This window comes from Streptomyces fulvoviolaceus, assembly GCF_000718165.1.
Classification (GTDB): Bacteria; Actinomycetota; Actinomycetes; order Streptomycetales; family Streptomycetaceae; genus Streptomyces; species Streptomyces fulvoviolaceus.
In genome coordinates this window covers 141,349-162,756 of the sequence record NZ_JOEY01000024.1, presented here as the reverse complement: position 1 = coordinate 162,756, position 21,408 = coordinate 141,349, and the positions used below count along the sequence as shown (strand labels likewise).

The 21,408-nt window shown below is 70.5% G+C and carries 20 protein-coding genes and 1 pseudogene; 12 read left to right on the top strand and 9 right to left on the bottom strand.

Annotated features, from left to right (window positions below):
• Positions 1-10 precede the first annotated feature (10 nt).
• The 4 genes from IG08_RS0125685 to IG08_RS0125670 all read right to left on the bottom strand — a co-directional run bounded on the left by IG08_RS0125685 (position 11) and on the right by IG08_RS0125670 (position 4,473).
• Positions 11-559, bottom strand: a complete 549-nt coding sequence (locus IG08_RS0125685; RefSeq protein ID WP_030606800.1) for a TetR/AcrR family transcriptional regulator — start codon at positions 557-559, stop codon at positions 11-13.
• 83 nt (positions 560-642) lie between these two features.
• Entirely contained in the window at positions 643-1,614 is a 972-nt protein-coding gene (locus tag IG08_RS0125680; RefSeq protein WP_030606797.1) for an aldo/keto reductase, read from the bottom strand.
• A 194-nt stretch (positions 1,615-1,808) separates the two neighbouring features.
• Complete coding sequence (gene argH / locus IG08_RS0125675; protein WP_030606794.1) at positions 1,809-3,242, bottom strand: argininosuccinate lyase; 1,434 nt, start codon at positions 3,240-3,242, stop codon at positions 1,809-1,811.
• A gap of 37 nt (positions 3,243-3,279) precedes the next feature.
• A complete protein-coding gene (locus IG08_RS0125670; protein ID WP_030606791.1) occupies positions 3,280-4,473 on the bottom strand; it encodes an argininosuccinate synthase in 1,194 nt (397 codons plus the stop codon).
• 207 nt (positions 4,474-4,680) lie between these two features.
• Here IG08_RS0125670 and IG08_RS54455 point away from each other — a divergent pair.
• The 6 genes and pseudogenes from IG08_RS54455 to IG08_RS0125640 all read left to right on the top strand — a co-directional run bounded on the left by IG08_RS54455 (position 4,681) and on the right by IG08_RS0125640 (position 10,203).
• Positions 4,681-5,357: pseudogene (locus IG08_RS54455) on the top strand (hypothetical protein).
• 127 nt (positions 5,358-5,484) lie between these two features.
• Positions 5,485-6,096: a pyridoxamine 5'-phosphate oxidase family protein gene (locus tag IG08_RS0125660; RefSeq protein ID WP_030606788.1), complete on the top strand. Its 612-nt coding sequence runs from the start codon at positions 5,485-5,487 to the stop codon at positions 6,094-6,096.
• 306 nt (positions 6,097-6,402) lie between these two features.
• Positions 6,403-7,104: a L,D-transpeptidase family protein gene (locus IG08_RS0125655; protein ID WP_030606785.1), complete on the top strand. Its 702-nt coding sequence runs from the start codon at positions 6,403-6,405 to the stop codon at positions 7,102-7,104.
• An 88-nt stretch (positions 7,105-7,192) separates the two neighbouring features.
• Positions 7,193-8,575, top strand: coding sequence for a ferredoxin reductase family protein (locus IG08_RS0125650; RefSeq protein ID WP_030606781.1), 1,383 nt, complete (start codon positions 7,193-7,195; stop codon positions 8,573-8,575).
• Between the two features lie 28 nt (positions 8,576-8,603).
• Complete coding sequence (locus IG08_RS0125645) at positions 8,604-9,410, top strand: FMN-binding protein (RefSeq protein WP_030606778.1); 807 nt, start codon at positions 8,604-8,606, stop codon at positions 9,408-9,410.
• Positions 9,411-9,465: 55 nt separating this feature from the next.
• The gene (locus IG08_RS0125640) at positions 9,466-10,203 is read left to right on the top strand and encodes an FAD:protein FMN transferase (RefSeq protein ID WP_030606775.1); all 738 of its coding nucleotides are present in this window, start codon (positions 9,466-9,468) and stop codon (positions 10,201-10,203) included.
• Between the two features lie 96 nt (positions 10,204-10,299).
• On the opposite strand, the gene IG08_RS0125635 is transcribed toward IG08_RS0125640, so the two are convergent.
• The 5 genes from IG08_RS0125635 to argC are packed head-to-tail and all read right to left on the bottom strand — an operon-like array spanning position 10,300 to position 15,133.
• A complete protein-coding gene (locus IG08_RS0125635; protein WP_030606772.1) occupies positions 10,300-10,839 on the bottom strand; it encodes an arginine repressor in 540 nt (179 codons plus the stop codon).
• A 19-nt stretch (positions 10,840-10,858) separates the two neighbouring features.
• A complete protein-coding gene (locus IG08_RS0125630; protein ID WP_030606769.1) occupies positions 10,859-12,055 on the bottom strand; it encodes an acetylornithine transaminase in 1,197 nt (398 codons plus the stop codon).
• Positions 12,052-12,960 carry an acetylglutamate kinase gene (gene argB / locus IG08_RS0125625; protein ID WP_030606767.1) on the bottom strand — a complete coding sequence of 303 codons (909 nt, stop codon included), beginning with the start codon at positions 12,958-12,960 and terminating at the stop codon, positions 12,052-12,054. Before argB ends, IG08_RS0125630 begins: the two co-directional genes overlap by 4 nt.
• Positions 12,957-14,108 (bottom strand): bifunctional glutamate N-acetyltransferase/amino-acid acetyltransferase ArgJ, encoded by a 1,152-nt coding sequence (gene argJ / locus IG08_RS0125620; protein WP_030606764.1) that lies wholly within the window; start codon positions 14,106-14,108, stop codon positions 12,957-12,959. Before argJ ends, argB begins: the two co-directional genes overlap by 4 nt.
• Positions 14,105-15,133 carry an N-acetyl-gamma-glutamyl-phosphate reductase gene (argC, locus tag IG08_RS0125615; protein WP_030606761.1) on the bottom strand — a complete coding sequence of 343 codons (1,029 nt, stop codon included), beginning with the start codon at positions 15,131-15,133 and terminating at the stop codon, positions 14,105-14,107. Before argC ends, argJ begins: the two co-directional genes overlap by 4 nt.
• 182 nt (positions 15,134-15,315) lie before the next feature.
• Here argC and IG08_RS0125610 point away from each other — a divergent pair, with 182 nt between their 5' ends.
• The 6 genes from IG08_RS0125610 to IG08_RS0125585 are packed head-to-tail and all read left to right on the top strand — an operon-like array spanning position 15,316 to position 21,404.
• A complete protein-coding gene (locus IG08_RS0125610) occupies positions 15,316-16,296 on the top strand; it encodes a hypothetical protein (protein WP_030606758.1) in 981 nt (326 codons plus the stop codon).
• A 46-nt stretch (positions 16,297-16,342) separates the two neighbouring features.
• Positions 16,343-18,532 (top strand): phage tail sheath family protein, encoded by a 2,190-nt coding sequence (locus IG08_RS55965; RefSeq protein ID WP_052424884.1) that lies wholly within the window; start codon positions 16,343-16,345, stop codon positions 18,530-18,532.
• A 31-nt stretch (positions 18,533-18,563) separates the two neighbouring features.
• The gene (locus IG08_RS0125600) at positions 18,564-19,013 is read left to right on the top strand and encodes a phage tail protein (RefSeq protein WP_030606752.1); all 450 of its coding nucleotides are present in this window, start codon (positions 18,564-18,566) and stop codon (positions 19,011-19,013) included.
• A complete protein-coding gene (locus IG08_RS0125595) occupies positions 19,013-19,777 on the top strand; it encodes a T4 family baseplate hub assembly chaperone (RefSeq protein ID WP_030606749.1) in 765 nt (254 codons plus the stop codon). Before IG08_RS0125600 ends, IG08_RS0125595 begins: the two co-directional genes overlap by 1 nt.
• Positions 19,774-19,938: a DUF6760 family protein gene (locus IG08_RS60740; protein ID WP_199820906.1), complete on the top strand. Its 165-nt coding sequence runs from the start codon at positions 19,774-19,776 to the stop codon at positions 19,936-19,938. Before IG08_RS0125595 ends, IG08_RS60740 begins: the two co-directional genes overlap by 4 nt.
• Positions 19,935-21,404, top strand: a complete 1,470-nt coding sequence (locus IG08_RS0125585; RefSeq protein WP_158812281.1) for a hypothetical protein — start codon at positions 19,935-19,937, stop codon at positions 21,402-21,404. Before IG08_RS60740 ends, IG08_RS0125585 begins: the two co-directional genes overlap by 4 nt.
• Positions 21,405-21,408 lie beyond the last annotated feature (4 nt).

Sequence of the window (21,408 nt, the reverse complement as noted above, 5' to 3'; positions counted from 1 at the left end):
TCGTGAATCGTCAGTACGCGGTACGCAGTGCGCCGCCGAGCAGCAGCTCGACGATCATGTAGTTGAAGTCCTTCGAGGCCACACGGCCTTCCGACACCGCCCAGGCGCCGGAGGCCAACAGGCCGTAGAGCGCCTCGGTGAGCCAGGCCGGCGTGAGGTCGATGCGGAACTCGCCGGACGCCTGGCCGCGCCGGAAGAGGCCCGCGATGCGGTCGTCGATCCGGGTCCAGCCCGCGTTCTGCTCCTCGCCCTCGAACAGCTGGTTCTCGGAGTAGAGGAAGGCGAGCAGCGCGGCGGCCGGTTCGATCGCGCCCACGAGTCGCCGTACGGCGTCGCTCGCGGGCCCGTCGTCCAGGCGGGCCGCGTCCAGCGCGGCCTCGCACTCCGCGATGCCGAGCGCCTCCAGCGCCCGGACCAGCGCGTCGCGCCCGGCGAAGTGCCGGTGCAGAGTGGCGCGGCTGATCCCGGCGGCCTTGGCGACCTCGTCCATGGTCGCGGTGGATTTGCGGGTCAGCAGGGCCGCGGCGCTGCGCAGTACATGGTCACGGTCGACAGCCATGAGACAACCATAATCCATGTGAGACATCTTTGTCTCATCATGGGCATGGACGTCTCATGAGCGACCGCTGAGCGAGAGTCTCCTCAGTGCCAGGGCAGCTGCCCGCGCCGCTCCCAGTACGCCCCCGGCTCCTCCACCAGCGCCCCGAGCCGTCCGAGCTGGTCCTCGTCGAGGTCCACGACCGCCGCGTGCAGATTGGAGGCGAGCTGGACGGCGGTCGCGGCGCCGGACAGGACGACTCCGGCCCAGGGATGGCGCAGGACGAGCGCGAGGGCGACCGCGTCGCAGCCGAGAGACGTTTCTGCGGCTACGGCCTTCAGCGCCTCCGGCGCATACGGGTCCGCGAGCCTGCCGTTCGCCATGGCCTCCTTGACGATCACCGTCAGTCCCGCGTCGTGGGCCTCGGCGAGGGCAGGGGCGGCCGAGGTCTCCAGGGCGTTGTAGGTGGACTGGACGGTACGGAAGAGGGGCTCGCCGTCGACCGTCACGGCGAGGGCGGCGCGGATGGCGTCCGCCTGCGCGGGGCCACTGGTGGAGAAGCCGACGGTGAGGCCCTGGGCCGCGGCTTCCGCGAGCCTTGCGTGCAGTTCCTTGTCGGTGAGGGCCGGGCTGTCCGGGGTCACCGAGTGGATCTGGTAGAGGTCGAGCCGGTCGCCGAGCAGGTCGGCCGTCTCGGCGTGCTGGCGGTCGTACGTCTGGACGCTGTGGTCCTTGACCTCGTGCGTCTCGGCGTCCGCCGTCCAGCCGGCGGTGTAGGTGTAGCCCCACTTGCTGCCTACGACGATGTCGTCGATGTCGGGGCGCGCGTTCAGCCAGTCGGCGAGGAACTCCTCGCTGCGGCCGTAGGAGCGGGCCACGTCGAAGTAGCGGACGCCCTGGAAGTAGGCGGCGTCGAGGAGTTCGTGGGTACGTTTGCGCAGCGTCTCGACGCTGCGGTTTTCTCCGAGGTCGTGGTCTCGGCCGAGGTTGATGTAGCCGGGGCGGCCGACTGCGGCCAGGCCGAAGCCGATGTGGCAGGTGGGGGTTGTTGCTGTGGCCAGGCGGGCGAAGGGCATCGCGGGCTCCGTTCGGTCGGCTCCGGTACGGCTCCTGACCAACGTAACCCGCGATGACCTTCGGTGAATGCAGGGCGCCTCAGAGCTCGGGGTGTACGGCTCCTTGGCGAGTGCGGGAGCGCTGCGGCTTGTCGCGCCCACGCGGTGGAGCCGCAAAATTGATACAGCCCCGCGCCCCTGACGGGGCGCTCCGGTTACCGCTTCGCTTTGGCCGTCGCCCATTCGTGCTGAGCCGCCACGTCCTGCTTCACCTCTGCCAGCTGGATCGCCACCGCGCTCGGGGCCGTGCCTCCGCGGCCGTTGCGGGACGCCAGGGCGCCCGGGACGTTGAGGACGGACCGGACCTCGGGGGTGAGGTGGGCGGAGATCTTCGCGAACTGCTCGTCGGTGAGGCCGTCGAGCTCGATGCCGTCGGCCTCGGCGACCTTGACGCACTCGCCGGCGACCTCGTGCGCGACCCGGAAGGGGACGCCCTGCTTGACCAGCCACTCGGCGATGTCGGTGGCGAGGGAGAAGCCGGCCGGGGCCAGTTCCTCCATGCGCTCGCGGTGGACGGTGAGGGTGGCCATCATGCCGGTGAAGGCGGGGAGCAGGACCTCGAGCTGGTCACAGGAGTCGAAGACCGGCTCCTTGTCCTCCTGGAGGTCGCGGTTGTACGCGAGCGGGAGGGCCTTGAGCGTGGCCATCAGGCCCGTCAGGTTGCCGATCAGGCGACCGCTCTTGCCGCGCGCCAGCTCCGCGATGTCCGGGTTCTTCTTCTGCGGCATGATCGACGAGCCCGTGGAGAAGGCGTCGTGCAGGGTCACGAAGGAGAACTCCTTCGTGTTCCAGATGATGACCTCCTCGGCGATCCGGGAGAGGTTCACGCCGATCATCGCGGTGATGAAGGCGAACTCGGCGACGAAGTCACGGGAGGCCGTGCCGTCGATGGAGTTCGCGGAGCTGCCGTGCTCGAAGCCGAGGTCCTTGGCGACCGACTCGGGGTCCAGGCCGAGGCTGCTGCCCGCGAGGGCTCCCGAGCCGTACGGCGAGACCGCCGTCCGCTCGTCCCACTGGCGCAGCCGCTCGGCGTCCCGGGACAGGGACTGGACGTGGGCCAGGACATGGTGGGCGAAGAGCACCGGCTGGGCGTGCTGGAGGTGGGTGCGGCCGGGCATCGCCACGTCCGGGTGGGCCTCCGCGAGGCCGATCAGCGCGTCCTGGAGGTCGGCGATCAGACCGCCGATGATCCGGGCGTGGTCCCGCAGGTACATGCGGAAGAGGGTCGCGACCTGGTCGTTGCGCGAGCGGCCGGCGCGGAGCTTGCCGCCGAGGTCGGCGCCGAGGCGCTCCAGGAGGCCGCGCTCGAGAGCCGTGTGGACGTCTTCGTCGGCGACCGTGCCGACGAAGTCACCTGATGCCACGTCCACCTCGAGCTGGTCGAGGCCCGCGAGCATCCGAGTCAGCTCGTCGTCCGTGAGCAGGCCCGCCTTGTGCAGCACGCGCGCGTGGGCACGCGAACCGGCGATGTCGTACGGTGCGAGCCGCCAGTCGAAGTGGACGGACGCGGACAGCTTGGCCAGGGCCTCGGCGGGACCGTCGGCGAAACGGGCGCCCCAGAGCCGTACGTCACCGCTGTTGCTGCTCACTTGCGTTGCTCCTAGAGAGGGTTGGTCGGGGTTGCGCCTACGCGAGGTCGCGCTGGGCGGCAATCTTCGACGACAGACTGTAGATGTCGATGAAGCCCTTGGCCGCGGCCTGGTCGAAGGTGTCACCAGTGTCGTACGTCGCGAGGTTGAAGTCGTACAGCGACGTCTCGGAGCGCCGGCCGGTGACGACAGCTCGGCCGCCGTGCAGGGTCATCCGGATGTCACCGTTGACGTGCTGATTCGCCTCGTCGATGAAGCCGTCCAGGGCCCGCTTGAGCGGGGAGAACCACTGGCCGTCGTAGACCAGTTCGCCCCAGCGCTGCTCGACCTGCCGCTTGTAGCGGGCGAGTTCGCGCTCGACGGTGACGTTCTCCAGCTCCTGGTGGGCCGTGATGAGCGCGATCGCGCCCGGGGCCTCGTACACCTCGCGGGACTTGATGCCGACGAGCCGGTCCTCGACCATGTCGATCCGGCCGATGCCCTGGGCGCCGGCGCGCTCGTTGAGCTGCTGGATCGCCTGCAGGACGGTGACGGGCCTGCCGTCGACGGCGACCGGGACACCCGCCTTGAAGGAGATGATCACCTCGTCGGCCTCGCGAGTCTCCGCCGGGTTCGAGGTGTACTCGTAGATGTCCTCGATCGGCGCGTTCCAGATGTCCTCCAGGAAGCCCGTCTCGACGGCGCGCCCGAAGACGTTCTGGTCGATGGAGTACGGGGACTTCTTGGTGGTCGCGATCGGGAGCTGCTTCTCCTCGCAGAAGGCGATCGCCTTGTCGCGGGTCATCGCGTAGTCGCGGACCGGGGCGATGCACTTGAGGCCGGGGGCGAGGGCGACGATGCCGGCCTCGAAGCGGACCTGGTCGTTGCCCTTGCCGGTGCAGCCGTGAGCGACCGTGGTGGCGCCGTGCTTCTGTGCGGCGGCGACGAGGTGCTTGACGATCGTCGGCCGGGAGAGCGCGGAGACCAGTGGATAACGGTCCATGTAGAGCGCGTTGGCCTTGATCGCCGGAAGGCAGTACTCCTCGGCGAACTCGTCCTTGGCGTCGGCGACTTCGGCCTCCACGGCGCCGCATGCGAGGGCGCGCTTGCGGATGACGTCCAGGTCCTCGCCGCCCTGGCCGACGTCCACCGCGACAGCGATGACCTCGGCGCCCGTCTCCTCGGCGATCCAGCCGATGGCGACGGAGGTGTCGAGACCGCCCGAGTAGGCGAGTACGACGCGCTCGGTCATGGGTTTCTCCTCACCCTGCGTTCACTGGCCTTCATTCACTGGCATGCATGAGTATGCAGAACTCTGCATGATTCGTCAATCTCGCCGGAGGTTTGCCAGAGGTTTGAACGCGCGAAACCGCTTTCCCGTACTCCTCGCCGAACGCAGGCGCCGCGTTTGTAAACAAGGGAAACGACCACACCCGCCGACCCCTAGTGAGGCATCCGCATGTCCAGGGCTCTTCCGAAGTACAACAAGCGCCGCGTCGCGATCATCGGCGGCGCCGCCGCGGTGGCGCTGACCGGGGCGATCGTCGCCGGCACCGCCCTCGCCGGGGAGACGTCCAAGAGCAGCACCGCGACCGCCCGGACCCTGGGGTCGGCCAGGGCGGACCCAACTTCGTCCAGAACGCGGTCCTCGGCCCGCTGGAGGACAAGCGGATCGCCACGGTCAACCGCATCGCCACCGCCATCGGCCGTACGGCCGACAAGCCGCAGGGTCTCGAGGCGCTCGCGCCGTGCGCCCTCGACGCCGACGGCGCCGCCGACACGGGCGAGGAGGCGGGCGAGGAAGCGGGCGCGGGCGAAGAGGCCGAGGCCACGCCGAGCGCGACGGCTTCCGAGGCGGCCGGCGAGGACACCGGTGAGACCGGGGACACGGGTGACGCCGCGGCGGCGGGGGCCATCACCTGCCCCGACGTCGCCTCGCAGCTGCCCGCGATCCCGGCCACCGCGCAGGCAGAGGTGGTCGGCCAGGGCGGACCCAACTTCGTCCAGAACGCGGTCCTCGGCCCGCTGGAGGACAAGCGGATCGCCACGGTCAACCGCATCGCCACCGCCATCGGTCGTACGGCCGACAAGCCGCAGGGTCTGGACTCCCTGGCCGCCTGCACGCTCACCCAGTGACGTGACAGGCGCTGTGGCCGCCCCGTGTGAGCGCCGGCCGGGGCGGCCACGGTCCTGTCTGCCGTCCGGGAACCGGATGCCGGAATTCATTAGACGTGCGAAAGACTTGCACCCATAATCCTTAGACATGGGAAAGACTTACGAGCGCATAGACGGCAGGCTCCGCACGTTCATCGAGGCGCAGCCCCTCTTCTTCACCGCGTCCGCGCCCCTGTCCGGCGACGGCACGGTGAACCTCTCCCCCAAGGGCCTGCGCGGTTCCTTCGTGATCCTCGACGAACTCACCCTGGCCTACCTCGACTTCGCCGGCTCCACCGCGGAGACCGTCGCGCATCTGCGGGAGAACGGCCGGATCACCCTCATGTGGTGCGCCTTCCAGGGCCCGCCGAACATCGTCCGGGTGCACGGCCGCGGCGAGCCGGTCTTCCGAGACGACCCGCGCTTCCCGGAACTGCTCGGCCACTTCCCGGACATCGACCCGAGCCTGCACGGCCTGCGGGCGATCATCGTCGTGACGGCCGAGACGATCCGCGACTCCTGCGGCTACGCGGTGCCCTTCATGACGTACGACGAGGACCGCGACCTGCACGCCAGGCGCTTCGCGCGCGAGGACGACGAGTCACTCAGCGCGTACTTCGCCAAGAAGGAGCACATCGCCACCAGCCTGGACGGCCTCCAGGGGCTGCCGCTGCCGCTGCCTCCCACACCGGCGCCCCACTCGTCCGCCCCAGCTTCCTGACCGTGCATCACAGTGCACGCTGATGGTCGATTTACCAGAGTTTGATTGATGTACACATATACGCGATCACTGAGGCCGTTTGTTGGAATCCTCCCTTCCGTCGTGTCTGTCCCCTAGCGCGGGCCCAACTCACAGGAACACAAGGGGATCCGGGATCAGCGGTCGACGCCGCTCGGCCGAGCTGCTCAATCCGCTGGGCACCTGAGCCCAGCCGGCATCGGCGGAGGCGGCGGCATCACGGACGGGCGGGCGGCCGATCGGCCCAACCACCCTGCGGTCGCCGTCGCCTCCGTCTACGGTCGCAGCATGCGCCCGGGTCTCGCCGTCGTCCTCGCCGCCACATCCGTCCTCCTGCTCGGCGCCGCGCCGGGGAACGCCGGTGCGCCGCTGCCCGCGCGCATGGCCGACACCGGGGGCGGCACCCAGCTGATCACCGCCGTGGCCGCGAAGACCGGCTCGACCTCGGGCACCGTGACCTGGTGGGACCGTCGGAACGGACAGTGGGTGAAGACCGGTTCCGCGAAAGCCCGCTTCGGGGCGAACGGGCTCGTGGAGGGCGCCTCGCGCAAGCAGGGGACGAACACGACACCGACAGGGCTGTACGAGCTGCCGTACGCCTTCGGGATCAAGGCGGCCCCGAGCGGGACGACGTACAAGTACCGGGCCGTGAAGCAGAGTTCGTGGTGGTGCCAGGACAACGACTCGCGGTCCTACAACCGCTGGGTCCAGCCGCGCCCCGCCCACTGCAGGGCCGCCGAGGCCGAGCACCTGATCTCGTACGGGACGCAGTACGCGTACGCGATGGTGATCGGGTTCAACTACGCCGAGCCGGTCCGGGGGCGGGGCGCCGGCATCTTCCTTCATGTCAACGGGCGTGGGGCGACCGCCGGTTGTGTGTCGGTGCCGTCGGACGCGATGCGGCGGATCCTCAAGTGGGCCGATCCCGGGCGGAAACCGCATATGGCGATCGGGACCACCGGGGGCGTCACAGCGATCACCCGGTACTGAAGAGGCGGCTGAACACACGAGCGTCGCGGCACGTATCTGAGGACCAAGGGACCACGCCAACCCCCTTGCCCCCGTCCCCGGAGGAAACGTGACCACCACGCTCGCAGGCGGCCGCGCCGCCCGCCGCCAGACGATGCGCCGCATCCGCCCGCGCCGCTCCCCGGCGACCGTTCTGCTGCTCGCCGTCTGGGCCGGCGCGGTCGGCGTGCTGTACCTGTGGTGGCACAACACGCCGTCCGTCGCCGACGACAACAGCAAGATCCTCAATGCGGGCCGGATCACCGGCCTGCTGGCCGGCTACCTGATGGCGCTCGTGGTGCTGCAGATGGCCCGGGTGCCCGCCCTGGAACGCCGCGTGGGCTCCGACCGGGTCGCCCGCTGGCACGCGATGAGCGGCCGGTACACCCTCTGTCTGACCCTCGCCCACGTCGTCCTCATCATGTGGGGTTACGCCCTTCAGGCCGGCAAGGGCTTCGGCGACATCGTCCAGCAGACGATCGACTCCATCAACCAGCTGCCGGACATGGGCAAGGCGGCCATCGGCACCGGTCTGCTGTTCCTCATCGGGCTGATGTCCATCGGCGGCGTCCGCCGCAGGATCCCGTACGACACCTGGTACCACGTGCACCTGATGACGTACGCGGCGGTGTTCCTGACCTTCTGGCACCAGCTCACCACCGGCAACGACTTCGCCGTCGAGCCGGTCGCCAAGACCGTCTGGTACGCGCTGTACGGCTCGGTGACCGCGCTGGTGATCTGGTACCGGATCTTCACCCCGATCCGGCTGAACCTGCGCCACCGGATGTATGTCGAGGCCGTGATCGAGGAGACGCCGGGTGTCGTGTCGGTGCTCATCGGTGGGCGGAAGCTGCACCGGATGGGCGCGGAGGCGGGCCAGTTCTTCCGCTGGCGGTTCCTGGCGCCGGGCATGCGGTTCAGCTCCCACCCGTACTCCCTGTCGGCGGCGCCCCGCCCCGGCATGCTGCGGATCACGGTCAAGGCGATCGGCGACCACAGCGAGCGGCTGCGCGAGCTGGTGCCCGGCACCAAGGTGTGGGCCGAGGGCCCGTACGGCGCGCTGACCGCCCAGCGCCGCAGCCGCGGCAAGGTACTGCTGGTCGCGGGCGGCGTCGGCATCACCCCGATGCGGGCGCTGTTCGAGACGCTGCCCGGCGCGGCCGGCGACATCACCCTTCTCTACCGGGCCAACAGCACCCAGGACCTGGCGCTGTGGGACGAGCTGGCCGCCATCGCGGACGAGCGCGGCGCCCGGCTGATGTACGCGGTCAACAGCCCGGACGGTGAACGCCCGGACATCTCCGCGGACACCCTGCGCCGCAAACTCCCCGACATCGACAAGCACGACGCCTTCCTGTGCGGGCCGCCCGGCTTCGCACAGGGGGTGTACGACGCACTGCGCGGCGCGGGTGTGCCCGCCCGCCGCATCCATCACGAGTCGTTCGAGATGTGAGCGACGGGACTTCAGGAGCTGTAGGAGCATGAGGAAGAGTCACCCCGTCCGACGTGTCGTGCTCGCGACGGCCGCCACCGTGTCCGGTGTCGTGCTGATTCTGTCGCTGAAGCCGTCCACCGACCCGGCCTCCGCCCAGGCGGGCGGAACGGTTCCGCAACAGACCGCAGCCGGGCAGGAGTCGGCCCAGGGCGGCGCCGAGGCCACCGGTGGCACGGTCACCGGCGACGCGATCCAGACCCAGTACGGCGCCGTCCAGGTCCGGCTGACCGCCGCCAACGGCAAGATCACCAAGGCCGAGGCGGTCCAGGCGCCCAAGGGCGGACAGAGCGACCAGATCACCGCCAACGCCGTACCCAAGCTCAACCAGGCGACGATCACGGCGCAGAGCGCGGAGATCGACGCGGTGTCCGGGGCGACGTACACCAGCGACGGCTACAAGAAGTCACTGCAGTCGGCCATCGACAAGGCGAACGCCGCGGCCACCGCCCCGGCCTCCCCGGCGCCTTCGCAGAGCTCGGAGCAGGGTGCCGACCAGGGCTCGGGCAGCGCCGAGGCCGCCGCGAAGACGGTCACCGGCGACGTGGCCCAGACCCAGTACGGTCCCGTCCAGGTCCGTATCACGGTCAGCGGCGGCAAGATCACCAAGGCCGAGGCCGTGCAGCAGCCGACCGGCGGACAGAGCGACCAGATCTCCGGCAACGCGGTTCCCAAGCTCAACCAGGAGGCGGTCGCGGCCGGCAGCGCCGACATCGACGCGGTCTCCGGCGCCACCTACACGAGCACCGGCTACAAGGAGTCCCTCCAGTCGGCCCTGGACCAGGCCGGTGGCTGACACGGTGGCCGAATCGGCACAAGCTCCCGCCGCGGTACGTCACGCGGAGGAGGTCATGGGGACAGTCTTCTCCTTTGACGTCCGCGGCGGGGATCCCGAGGCCGTGCAGACGGCACTGCGGGAGGCGGTGGCGGGCCTGCACCGGGTCGACGAGGTGTTCAGCACGTACCGCGACGCCAGCCAGATCTCCCGCCTGGCCCGGGGCGAACTGACCGTGGACGAGTGCGACCCGGAAGTCGCCGAGGTACTCGAACTCGGCGCCGAGGCCGAGCGGTTGAGCGACGGCTGGTTCAGCATGCGCTACGAGGGCAGCCTCGACCCGACGGGCATCGTCAAGGGCTGGGCCGTGGAGCGAGCGGCCCGACGGATGGCGGAGTCCGGCGCGACCGGAGTGAGCCTCAACGGCGGCGGAGACGTGCAACTGCTGGGCGTACCCGGCCCGGACCGCCCGTGGCGGGTCGGCGTGGCGGACCCGTTGCGCCCGGGAGGACTGGCGGCGGTCGTCTCCGCGGCGGGCACGGCCGAACTGGCCGTAGCCACCTCGGGCACGGCCGAACGAGGCGCCCACATCGTCGACCCCCGCACGGGCCGCTCGGCGGTCACGGACCTGGTGGCGGTGACGGTGGTGGCCCCTCGCATCACCTGGGCGGACTGCTGGGCGACGGCAGCCTTCGCGATGGGTTCGAGAGAGGGCCTGAGCTGGCTGGAATCGCTGCCGGACGTGGAGGCCCTACTGATCACGGCGGGCGACGAGGTCAGGTGTACAGGAGGCTTGGCGTCTCGACTCGGGTAAGTGGATGTCCTCAGGGGCGCGGGGGCTGTATCGATTTGCGGCTCCGCCGCGTGGGCGCGACCAGCCACAGCGAACCCGCACCCGACACACAACCCCTCAGTGCCCGTTCTGAGCCAACCGCAACAAATGCTCGGCCAACGCCTGCCCCCCGACGGGATCCCGACTGATCAACAGCAAGGTGTCATCACCGGCGATCGTCCCGAGAATGTCATGCAGCTCAGCCTGATCAATCGCCGAGGCCAGGAACTGGGCGGCACCGGGCGGCGTCCGCAGAACAACCAGGTTCGCCGAAGCCTCCGCAGAGATCAGCAGCTCCTGCGAGAGCCGCCGCATCCGCTCCTCCTTCGCCGACTCCCCCAGCGGCACACGGGGGGTCCGGAAACCCCCTTCGCTCGGCACCGCGTAGATCAGGTCGCCGTCGTTGTTGCGGATCTTGACCGCGTTCAGCTCGTCGAGATCCCGGGAGAGCGTCGCCTGCGTGACGCTCAGCCCGTCATCGGCGAGCAGCTTCGCCAACTGGCTCTGCGACCGCACGGGTTGCCGGTTGAGGATGTCCACGATCCGGCGGTGCCGTGCGGTGCGGGTCTGCGGTACGGCAGGCCCCGCGGTCTGCTCGTGCTCCTGCGCATGGCTCATCGTCGTCTCATTCTCCGGATCATCCGTCCCCCTTGGCCACGTCCAGGATGCCGGGCAGCGCCTGCAGGAGCGCGTCCGCCTCGTCGTCGCCGAGGTTCAGCGGCGGCATGAGCCGTACGACATCGGCGGCGGGCGCGTTCACCAGGAACCCGGCGTCCTGAGCCGCCTGCTGCACCTTCGGTGCGAGCGGCTCGGTGAGCACGATACCCAGGAGGAGGCCCGCACCCCGGACATGGGCGATCAGCGGGTGCCCCAGTGACTCGATTCCGGTGCGCAGCTTCTCGCTCTGCGCCTTCACGTTCTCGAGCAGGCCCTCGGACGCGATCGTGTCCAGGACCGCGAGCCCGGCCGCGCAGGAGATCGGGTTGCCGCCGAACGTCGTACCGTGCTGGCCGGGCTGCAGCAGCTCCGCGGCCCGCCCGAAGGCGACCGTCGCGCCGAGCGGGAGTCCGCCGCCCAGGCCCTTCGCAAGGGTGACGACGTCCGGCAGGACGCCCTCGTGGGCCTGGTACTCGAACCAGTGTCCGGTACGGCCGATGCCGGTCTGCACCTCGTCCAGCACCAGCAGCGATCCCGTGGCGGCGGTGATGGCCCGGGCCGCCTTCAGATAGCCGGCCGGGGGCACCACGACCCCCTTCTCGCCCTGGATCGGCTCGATGATGACGAGGGCCGTCTCCTCGGTGACCGCGGCGGCCAGCGCCTGCGCGTCGCCGTACGGCACGTGCGTCACGTCGCCGGGCAGCGGGTGGAAGCCGTCCTGCTTGCCGGCCTGGCCGGTGAGGGCGAGGGCGCCCATGGTCCGGCCGTGGAAGCCGCCCTCGGTGGCGACCATGTGGGTCCGCCCGGTCAACCGGCCGATCTTGAAGGCGCCCTCGGTGGCCTCGGCGCCCGAGTTGCAGAAGAAGACCTTGCCGTCCCGGCCGAAGTGCTGGAGAAGCCGTTCGGCGAGCGCGACGGGCGGCTCGGCGATGAAGAGGTTGGAGACGTGCCCGAGGGAGGCGATCTGCTTGCTGACGGCCTCGACGATCGCCGGGTGGGCGTGGCCGAGCGCGTTGACCGCGATGCCGCCGACGAAGTCGAGGTACTGCTTGCCGTCGGCGTCCCACAGCTTGGTGCCCTCACCACGGACCAGGGCCAGCCGGGGAGTGCCGTAGTTGTTCATGAGAGCGCCCTGCCACCGCTGGGTGAGCTCTGCGTTGGTCGCGGTGCCGGTCATTCCCCATCCCCCTCTTCCGCATCCGGCACGACCATCGTGCCGATGCCCTCGTCGGTGAAGATCTCCAGCAGGATCGAGTGCTGGACCCGTCCGTCGATGACCCGGGCGGTCGTGACGCCGTTGCGCACGGCGTGCAGGCAGCCCTCCATCTTCGGGACCATGCCGGAGCTCAACTCCGGCAGCAGCTTCTCCAGTTGGGAAGCTGTGAGGCGGCTGATCACCTCGTCGCTGTTCGGCCAGTCCTCGTAGAGGCCCTCGACGTCCGTGAGGACCATGAGGGTTTCGGCGTCCAGAGCAGCAGCGAGTGCCGCAGCCGCCGTATCAGCATTGACGTTGTAGACATGGTGGTCGTCCTGGCTCCGGGCGATCGACGAGACGACCGGGATCCGGCCGTCGGCGAGCAGTGCCTCGATCGCGCCCGTGTCGATCGCGGTGATCTCGCCCACCCGCCCGATGTCGACCAACTCGCCGTCGATCGTGGGCTGGTGCTTGGTGGCGGTGATGGTGTGCGCGTCCTCGCCGGTGATACCCACGGCGAGCGGACCGTGCTGGTTGAGGAGCCCGACCAGCTCGCGCTGGACCTGTCCGGCGAGCACCATGCGTACGACGTCCATGGCGTCCTCGGTGGTGACGCGCAGGCCGGCCTTGAACTCGCTGACGATGCCGTGCCGGTCGAGGGCGGCGCTGATCTGGGGGCCGCCGCCGTGCACGACGACGGGCTTGAGGCCGGCGTGGTGCAGGAACACGACGTCCTGGGCGAACGCGGCCTTCAGGTCCTCGTCGATCATGGCGTTGCCGCCGAACTTGATGACGACCGTCTTGCCGTTGTGCCTGACCAGCCAGGGCAGCGCCTCGATGAGGATCTGGGCCTTGGGCAGGGCGGTGTGCTTCCGAGTAGTGCTCATGAGGAGTACGCGCTGTTCTCGTGGACGTAGTCGGCGGTGAGGTCGTTGGTCCAGATGGTGGCGGTCTCGGACCCGGCGGCGAGGTCGGCGACGATGTGCACCTCGCGGTAGCGCATGTCGACCTTGTCGCGGTCCTCGCCGACTCCGCCGTTCTTGCAGACCCAGACGCCGTTGATGGCGACGTTCAACTGGTCCGGCTCGAAGGCGGCTTGGGTCGTGCCGATCGCGGAGAGCACGCGGCCCCAGTTGGGGTCCTCGCCGTGGATCGCGCACTTCAGGAGGTTGTTGCGGGCGATGGAGCGGCCCACCTCGACGGCGTCGTCCTCGGTCGCGGCGTTGACCACTTCGACCTTGATGTCCTTGCTGGCGCCCTCGGCGTCCCGGATGAGCTGCTGACCGAGGTCGTCGCAGACGGTCCGTACGGCCTCTGCGAACTCCGCGTACTCCGGCGTGACTTCGGAGGCGCCGGAGGCGAGCAGCAGCACCGTGTCGTTGGTGGACATGCAGCCGTCGGAGTCGACGCGGTCGAAGGTCGTGCGCGTGGCCGCACGGAGTGCCTTGTCCAGGAGGTCGCTCTCCACGTCCGCGTCGGTGGTGAGGACGACCAGCATGGTGGCCAGGCCCGGGGCGAGCATGCCCGCGCCCTTGGCCATGCCGCCGACGGTCCAGCCGTTCTTCGTCACGACGGACGTCTTGTGGACGGAGTCGGTGGTCTTGATGGCGATGGCGGCCTTCTCGCCGCCGTGCTCGCTCAAGGCCTCGGCTGCCGTCTCAACTCCCGGGAGCAGCTTGTCCATCGGGAGCAGGAGGCCGATGAGCCCGGTGGAGGCGACGGCGACCTCGCCGGCGCCCACACCGAGCACCTCGGCGACCTTCTCGGCGGTGGCGTGCGTGTCCTGGAAGCCCTTGGGGCCCGTACAGGCGTTGGCACCACCGGAGTTGAGGACGACGGCCGACAACTGGCCGCTCTTGAGGACCTGCTCGGACCAGAGCACCGGCGCGGCCTTCACACGGTTGGAGGTGAAGACGCCCGCGGCGGCGCGGCGGGGCCCGGCGTTGACCACGAGGGCCAGGTCCGGGTTGCCGTTCTCCTTGATCCCGGCGGCGATGCCCGCCGCCTGGAACCCCTTGGCTGCCGTGACGCTCACGGTGCGACTCCGATCGTGGAAAGCCCGGTGGTCTCGTCGAGGCCCAGGGCGATGTTCATGCTCTGTACGGCACCGCCCGCGGTGCCCTTGGTCAGGTTGTCGATGGCGCTGATGGCGATGATGCGGCCCGCGGCCTCGTCGAACGCGACCTGCACCTGAACGGCGTTGGAACCGTAGACGGACGCCGTGGTGGGCCACTGCCCCTCGGGGAGGAGGTGGACGAAGGGCTCGTCGGCGAAGGCCTTCTCGTAGGCGGCGCGGACGGACTCGGCCGTGACACCTGGGAGCGCCTTCGCACTGCATGTGGCGAGGATGCCGCGGGACATCGGCGCGAGGGTGGGCGTGAAGGAGACACTCACGGTTTCGCCGGCGGCCCCGCTGAGGTTCTGGATCATCTCGGGGGTGTGCCGGTGGCCACCGCCGACGCCGTACGGCGACATGGAGCCCATGACCTCGCTGCCGAGCAGGTTGGGCTTGGGGGCCTTGCCCGCGCCGGAGGTTCCGGAGGCGGCGACGATCACGGCCTCGGTCTCGGCGAGCCCCGCCGCGTAGGCCGGGAAGAGCGCAAGCGAGACGGCGGTCGGGTAGCAGCCGGGTACCGCGATGCGCTTGGACCCCGCAAGCCGGGCGCGGCCACCCGGCAGTTCGGGAAGGCCGTAGGGCCAGGTCCCGGCGTGCGCGGAACCGTAGAACCTCTCCCAGTCGGCCGCGTCCTTCAGCCGGAAGTCGGCGCCCATGTCGACGACGAGGACGTCCGGGCCGAGCTGCTCGGCGACGGCGGCGGACTGCCCGTGCGGGAGGGCGAGGAAGACGACATCATGGCCGGAAAGCACCTCGGCGGTGGTCTCCTGGAGTACGCGGTCGGCCAGCGGCAGCAGGTGCGGCTGCAGGGCGCCGAGCTTCTGACCGGCGTTGGAGTTGCCGGTCAGGGCACCGATCTCGACCTCGGGGTGCGCCAGGAGCAGTCGCAGGACCTCGCCGCCCGCGTACCCGCTCGCTCCGGCCACTGCCGCACGTACCGCCATGGAATCCTCCTCTTGGATGGCATGACTATACGTTTCGCTGCAGCTTTATGCAATCTCATGGATCATTATGCGGGCCCGCCCCGCACTCGCTCCTGGTGACGCAGGTGTGACGGACCGGTGACGCCCGCCGGGAAACATGGGCGCCCGCAGCGTCACGGGGTGCGGCGGGGGGGGTGTGTCCGATGGGCAGTCGCGTTCTCGACGACTTCGCCTCTCCCTGGCAGTCGGACGGCTCCGGGCTGTGGAGCGCCGCCACCGGACCGGAGGCCGCCTGCCTGGGTCCCGACGGCCGGGGCATGGCGGTCACGGCCACCGCCGGATCCGGCGGGCAGACCCCTTACGTGCAGCGACTGTTCAGTCCCGCTCAAGACCTCCGCGACAGCACCGAACTGCGACTGTGGCTGCGCTCCTCGACCGTCTCGCCCGGCCTCGTCCTGGAGGCCGGCACGGACCCGGCGGCCGGCGTCCAGCCCTGGCACCGGCGGCTGCGCGTCGAGCAGCCGGACACCTGGGAGCTGCACCGTCTGTGGCTGGGTGACATGCCGCCCGCACTGCGGCAGGCGGTCGGCCTGCTGCGGCTGCGCGGCCGGACGCCGACACCCGCCTTCACGGCTGCGGTCGACGACCTGGCCGCCGGCACACCGGAGGCGCTGCGGGACGCCGACGCCGCGCTGCTGGCCCGGCTGGACGCCCTGGTGACGGGCGTCCCCGCGTTTTTCGACGTCCCGCCGGACCAGTCGCCGCCGTACATCGCGATCAGCACGTTCGCCGTACTGGCGCTACCCCCGCAGTCCGCCGGCACGCTCATCGACAACGAGACGGACCAAGGGGCGTATGTCCGCCCGCAACCCCAGCAGATCCGGCTGGACTACCGGATCGAGGCCGTCGCGGCCGGACACCCCGAACGCGCCCGGATCACCGAGGCGATCACCGCCGAGCTGGCCGGCAGTGCGCGCCTGCTGGTCTTCGACGAGCCCCTCGCGCTGCTCCCGCTGGAACCCGGCCCGCTGGCCACCGGACCGTACCGGCCGCCCGCGACCCCGCTGTACTACCGGCTGCTCGCACCCCAGGAGACCGGCCCCCGGCGGCCGTACGGCTTCGGGGTGCCCCTGCTGGTGACCGGGCAGCCGGACAGCCTCCTGCGGGAGGTGACGCCCGGATGAGCGCCCCGGTCCCCTTCTGCCCCCTCCGGAACGGCTGGAGATGTCCATGAGCCTCAACATCGGTATCAACGTGCTGGAGACGGACGGGCGGACGGCCCCTGCGATCGCCGGGGCGCCCACCTCGGTGGCCGGGCTGCTTCTGCGCAGCCGGCGGGGCCCGGTGGACTCGGCCGTGCGGATCTCCTCCGCGCAGCAGTTCACCGGCCGCTTCGGCGGGTACGACGCCCGCTTCACGGGGGCGTACGCCGTCGACGGGTTCTTCGGCAACGGTGGCCGGCAGGCGTACGCGGCCCGCGTCGTCGGCGCCGGCGCAGCGGCCGCCTCGGTCACCCTCAAGGACCGGGACGGCAGCGACTCGCTCCAGGTCGGCGCCGGCCACCGGGGCACCGCCGATCCCGGAACCTGGGGCAACGAGCTGTACGTGGCGGTCGCCGACAACCCGGAGTTCTCCACCCCGCTGACCGCTCCCCTGGACGGCAACCGCCCGGCGCGGTTGCAGGGCGAGGCCTGGGCGGCCCGTACCGTCGACCTCGCATCCGTCGGCGGCACGGCACGCCGGCTGGTGCTGCACGTGGAGGCCCCCGCGGTGACGCTGACCGTGACGTTCGGTCCCGGTGCGGTGCCGGTGCTGTCGCAGGCGACCGCCGAGGACGTGGCCGCCACGGTCAACGCCCAGGTGGGCGACCGGGTGCGCGCCGAGGCCGCCGCGGACGGACTGCTGCTGGTCACTCGGGGCAAGGGCGGCACAGCGAAGCTGAGCGTCGTCACCGGCGCCGACGGCGACGACCCGACCCGTACGCTGCTCGGCTTCCCGGACGGCACGACCACAGCCGCCGGCACCGACAGCGCCAACCCGTCCTACACCCGGGCCCAGGTCGCGAGCACGGCCGGCTTCAGGGCCGGGGACCAGGTGCGCTTCGACGACGGGATCTCCTCGGACTGGGTGCGGATCAAGACCATCGAGCAGCAGTCCGCGGGCGGCGTCACCAGCTATCTGCTGACCTGGGACGAGCCGGGCTCGGCCGGCGCCCGCAACGAGTACCGCGTACAGGACGGCGCGACCGTCTCCACCTGCGAGTTCAACCTGACCGTACGCCGCCGTGCGGCGGACGGGCCGGGGTTCACGACCGTGGAGGACTGGGAGAAACTCACACTGGACGCGAGCCGCCCGGGCTACGCCCCGACCCGGGTGAACGACCCGCACACCGGCTCCGCCTCGATCGTGCTGACCGACCCCGCTCCCGGTGCCTTCACCGGCCGGGACGTACCGGCCCCCACCGCGGGCGTACGGCTCGGGCTGCCCACGCCGGACAGCACCGGCCTCGCCCGGACCGCCGGGGCGGACGGCGACGACCCGACCGCCGGGGACTACCGGGCGGCCCTGGCCCGCTTCGACACCGTCGCGATCCAGCTGCTCGCCGTGCCCGAGCTGATGGCGGACGTGCTGCTGCGGCCGGTCACCCGGGCCGCGCTGGACTACTGCGAGGCACGGGGCGACGCGATGTTCGTCGGTCACACCCCGGCAGGCCGCGACACCGACGGGGCACGGGAGTTCGGCCAGGACTTCCGGGCCGCGAAGGTGTACGGGGCGCTGTACTGGCCGTGGATCACCGTCTCCGACCCGATCGGCGCCGGCGCCGCCCCGACCCGGGTGGTCCCGCCGACCGGCCATGTGCTGGGCGTCTACGCCCGGATCGACCAGACGCGCGGGGTGTGGAAGGCGCCGGCCGGCGACGAGGCGGTGCTGCGCGGGGCGCTCGCCGTGGAGCGGGACGTCACCGACGTCGACAACACCGAACTGGTGAAGAACGGCTCGGTGAACTCCGTCCGCGCGGTGCGCGGCGCGGGCATCGTCGTCGACACCTCGCGCACGTTGTCCACCGACTCCCGCTGGCTGTTCGTCAACGTCCGGCTGCTCTTCAACTACGTCAAGTCGTCGCTGCGCGAGGGGCTGCGCTGGGTGCGGCAGGAGCCGAACCGGGACAGCCTGTGGAACAAGGTCAAGTACAACTCGGTGACCCCGTTCCTGATGCGCCTGCACCAGGCCCAGGCGTTCGGCACCGGCAGGCCGGAGGACGTCTTCACCGTGGTCTGCGGCCCCGAGAACAACCCGCCGGACGAGGTGGCGCTCGGCAATCTGCGCATCGAGGTCTATTTCTACCCGTCCAGGCCCGCCGAGACGATCCTCGTCGTGGTCGGCCAGCAGGACAGCGGCGCTTCGGCGAGCGACAGCTGACGGATCACAGGGGACCAGAGGAGGGGCAGTCATGCCAGAGCCCTACCGGGCCAACGAGTTCGTGGTGGAGATCGGAACCGTGGAGAGCCCGACGGTCTCCAAGGTGTCCGGCCTCAGCCTCGGCGAGACCGAGGCCATCGAGATGCCGGAAGGCGGCACCAACGTCGTCCGCAAGGTGTCCAGCGGGATCGTGAAGTTCCAGCCGCTGACCATCGAACGCTATGTGGACGGCAGCCAGGACGACCAGAACTTCAAGACGTTCTTCGAGGACATGTTCAAGCACGGTGGCGGCGGCCGGGGTTCGACGGTCCGGCGGGACGGCGCGATCGTCAAGAAGCACTTCGGCGCCGAGGTCTTCCGGATCATGTTCTACGACGCGTGGGTGAAGTCGGCCAGCTTCTCCGACCTGGAGGCCGGATCCACCAGCCTGCTCCGGCAGATCGTGGTCGTGGAGCACAACGGCCTGGAGTGGAAACGGTGATGGCGACCTCCCAGCACCTCAGGGCCTCCGTCCCGCTCCCGGTCGGTCACCGCACGGGCGACGGTGAGCCGCTGCGCGAGGTCACCGTACGGAAGATGACCGGTCGCGAGGAGGCGCTGCTCACCGACCCCAAACTGCGCCACAACGCGGGCAAGCTGATCACCGCGCTCCTGGCCAGCTGTGTGCAGACCCCCGACGGCACCCCGCTGAGCGCGCCGGCGGCCCGTCAACTGTGCTCGGCGGACCGCAACTTCCTGCTCCTGGAGCTGCGCCGCACGACCTTCGGCGACGAGATGGAGGCGCACTACCGCTGCCCTCGCTGCCAGGGCACGACGCTGGTCCTGGAGGACCTGTCCACCATCGAGGTGCGTGAACTTCCGGACGGACAGGGCGAGGTGACCGTGGAGCTGGAGGACGGCTACACCGACACCCACGGCGACTGCCACCGCGAGCTGGTCTTCGCACTGCCGACGGGTGAGGACGAGGAGACCGCCGCCGCCCGCCGGGACGCGAACCCGAGCAGGCAGCGGGACGCCCTGCTGGCCCGCTGTCTGCGCCGGGTCGGCGAGATGGACGAACGGGCGGTGCGGGCCACCGGTGTCCGCCTGCTGAGCGATCTGTCCATGTCCGACCGGCAGTTGATCCGCCGCACGCTCGACGAGCAGGCGCCGGGACCGGAGCTGATCCGCACGGTGGTCTGCGAGCACTGCGACGAGGAGTTCCGCACCACCTTGGACATGTCCCAGTTTTTCCCGCTGGGGTGAGCGATGAGGACTCGTTGCGGCGCGAGGTCTTCCTGCTCGCCTATCACCTGCACTGGTCGCCGGACGCCGTCCTGGACCTCCCCGCACCCGAACGCCGCGGCTATCTCCGGCTGCTCCAGGACCAGTTGGAGAGAGAACAGCAGGCCATGAGGACGCCTTGACGACCGACCGATCACCGGAAGGGGGTGAACCGCACACCATGGGCGAGGAGTTGGACAAGCTCACCACCACCCTGTCCACCATGCTCGACCAGCAGAGCAAGGATCTCGACCGGGGCATCCGCTCGCTGGCCGACGCGCTCAGGCAGGCTGCGGACCGGGTCGCCGCGTATGCCCCCGGGGCTCCCCCGCCCGCGGCCGTCACCGCGGCCGTCACCGCCGCGGGGACGGCCGCGGCCTCGGCCGGCGGTGGCATCCTGGCGGTCCGGGTGGTCAACGACCTGAACGCGCCGGTCCCGGTCGTCGCGACCGGGGCGGCCCAGCGGCAGGAGAGCCGGGGCGGCGGGGTGTGGGGAGCGGTCACCGGGATCGCCGGCGGGATCGGCAGCCTGGTCGGCGGCGTCGTGGGCGGCTTCCTGGGCGGTGGGCTCGGCGGGCCGGTCCTGGTGGCCGGCCTGATCGCGTTGGTGGCCCGGCTGACCGAGCTGGCGGTCCGGATCGACGGTCTGCTGAACCGCTTCTACGCGTTCACCCGCACCGTGTTCGGCGAGCTCACCACCGCCGGGATCTTCCCGGTCTCCCAGCTGTTCGCCTCGCTGCTGCTCTTCATCGACCTCGGGGTCTCGGTGGTACTCGCCCATCTGGGCACGGTGATCAACTGGGTGGAGAAGCTGTTCGCCTCGCTGGTGGACTGGCTGGGGAAGTTCGTGGACGCACTGGGCCACTGGGTCGGCCGGACGGTCAACCGGCTCGGCCCGTACCTGACGGCTCTACTGGCCCATCTGCTGGAGCACGTGGTCCGGCCGTACGTCGTGGTGATCACGCTCGACGCGACGCGCAAGGCACTGGAAGCACTGGCATCGGTGTTGCTCGGCTCCTCCTACGCCATGGCCAACGTCATCGTGGAGGCCTTCAAGTACGCGGCCGCGTGGGTACTGAACGCCATCGCCACATCCCAACTGGGCCCGATCGGCGCCGTGCTGTTCCCGCCACCACCGCCCTTGGGCCCGAGCATCGGCAAGGCGATCTCCGACGGCATGGCCGAGGGGACCAAGGCCGGCGAGTCCTGGACCCGGAAGATCCTCGGCCCGCCCGGCGCCACACCCGCCCCCGGCACCCCGGGCGCCCCGCCGCCCGCCCCCGACAAGCTGCCGACCTTCAAGGTGCCCGGCTTCACGGCGCCCGAGCTGACGCTGCCGAAGGTCCCGGACATCACCCCGCAGCTACAGAACCTGGTGACGGGCCGGCCGCCGACACCGGCGGCGTCCACGACCACGGCCGCCCCGCAGAGCGCCTCCCCGCTGACGCTCAACGGCGGGGTTCACATCACGATCGCCGCCGAGAGCGTGGACGCCGAGCACGCCGACGAGACGGCCCGGCACCTGGCCCGCTCGATGCTCGACGAACTGCGCCGCCTCGCCGAACGTGAACGCTTCCGCGTCGGTCTGCCGACCTCCGCCGCCCCGTGAGCAC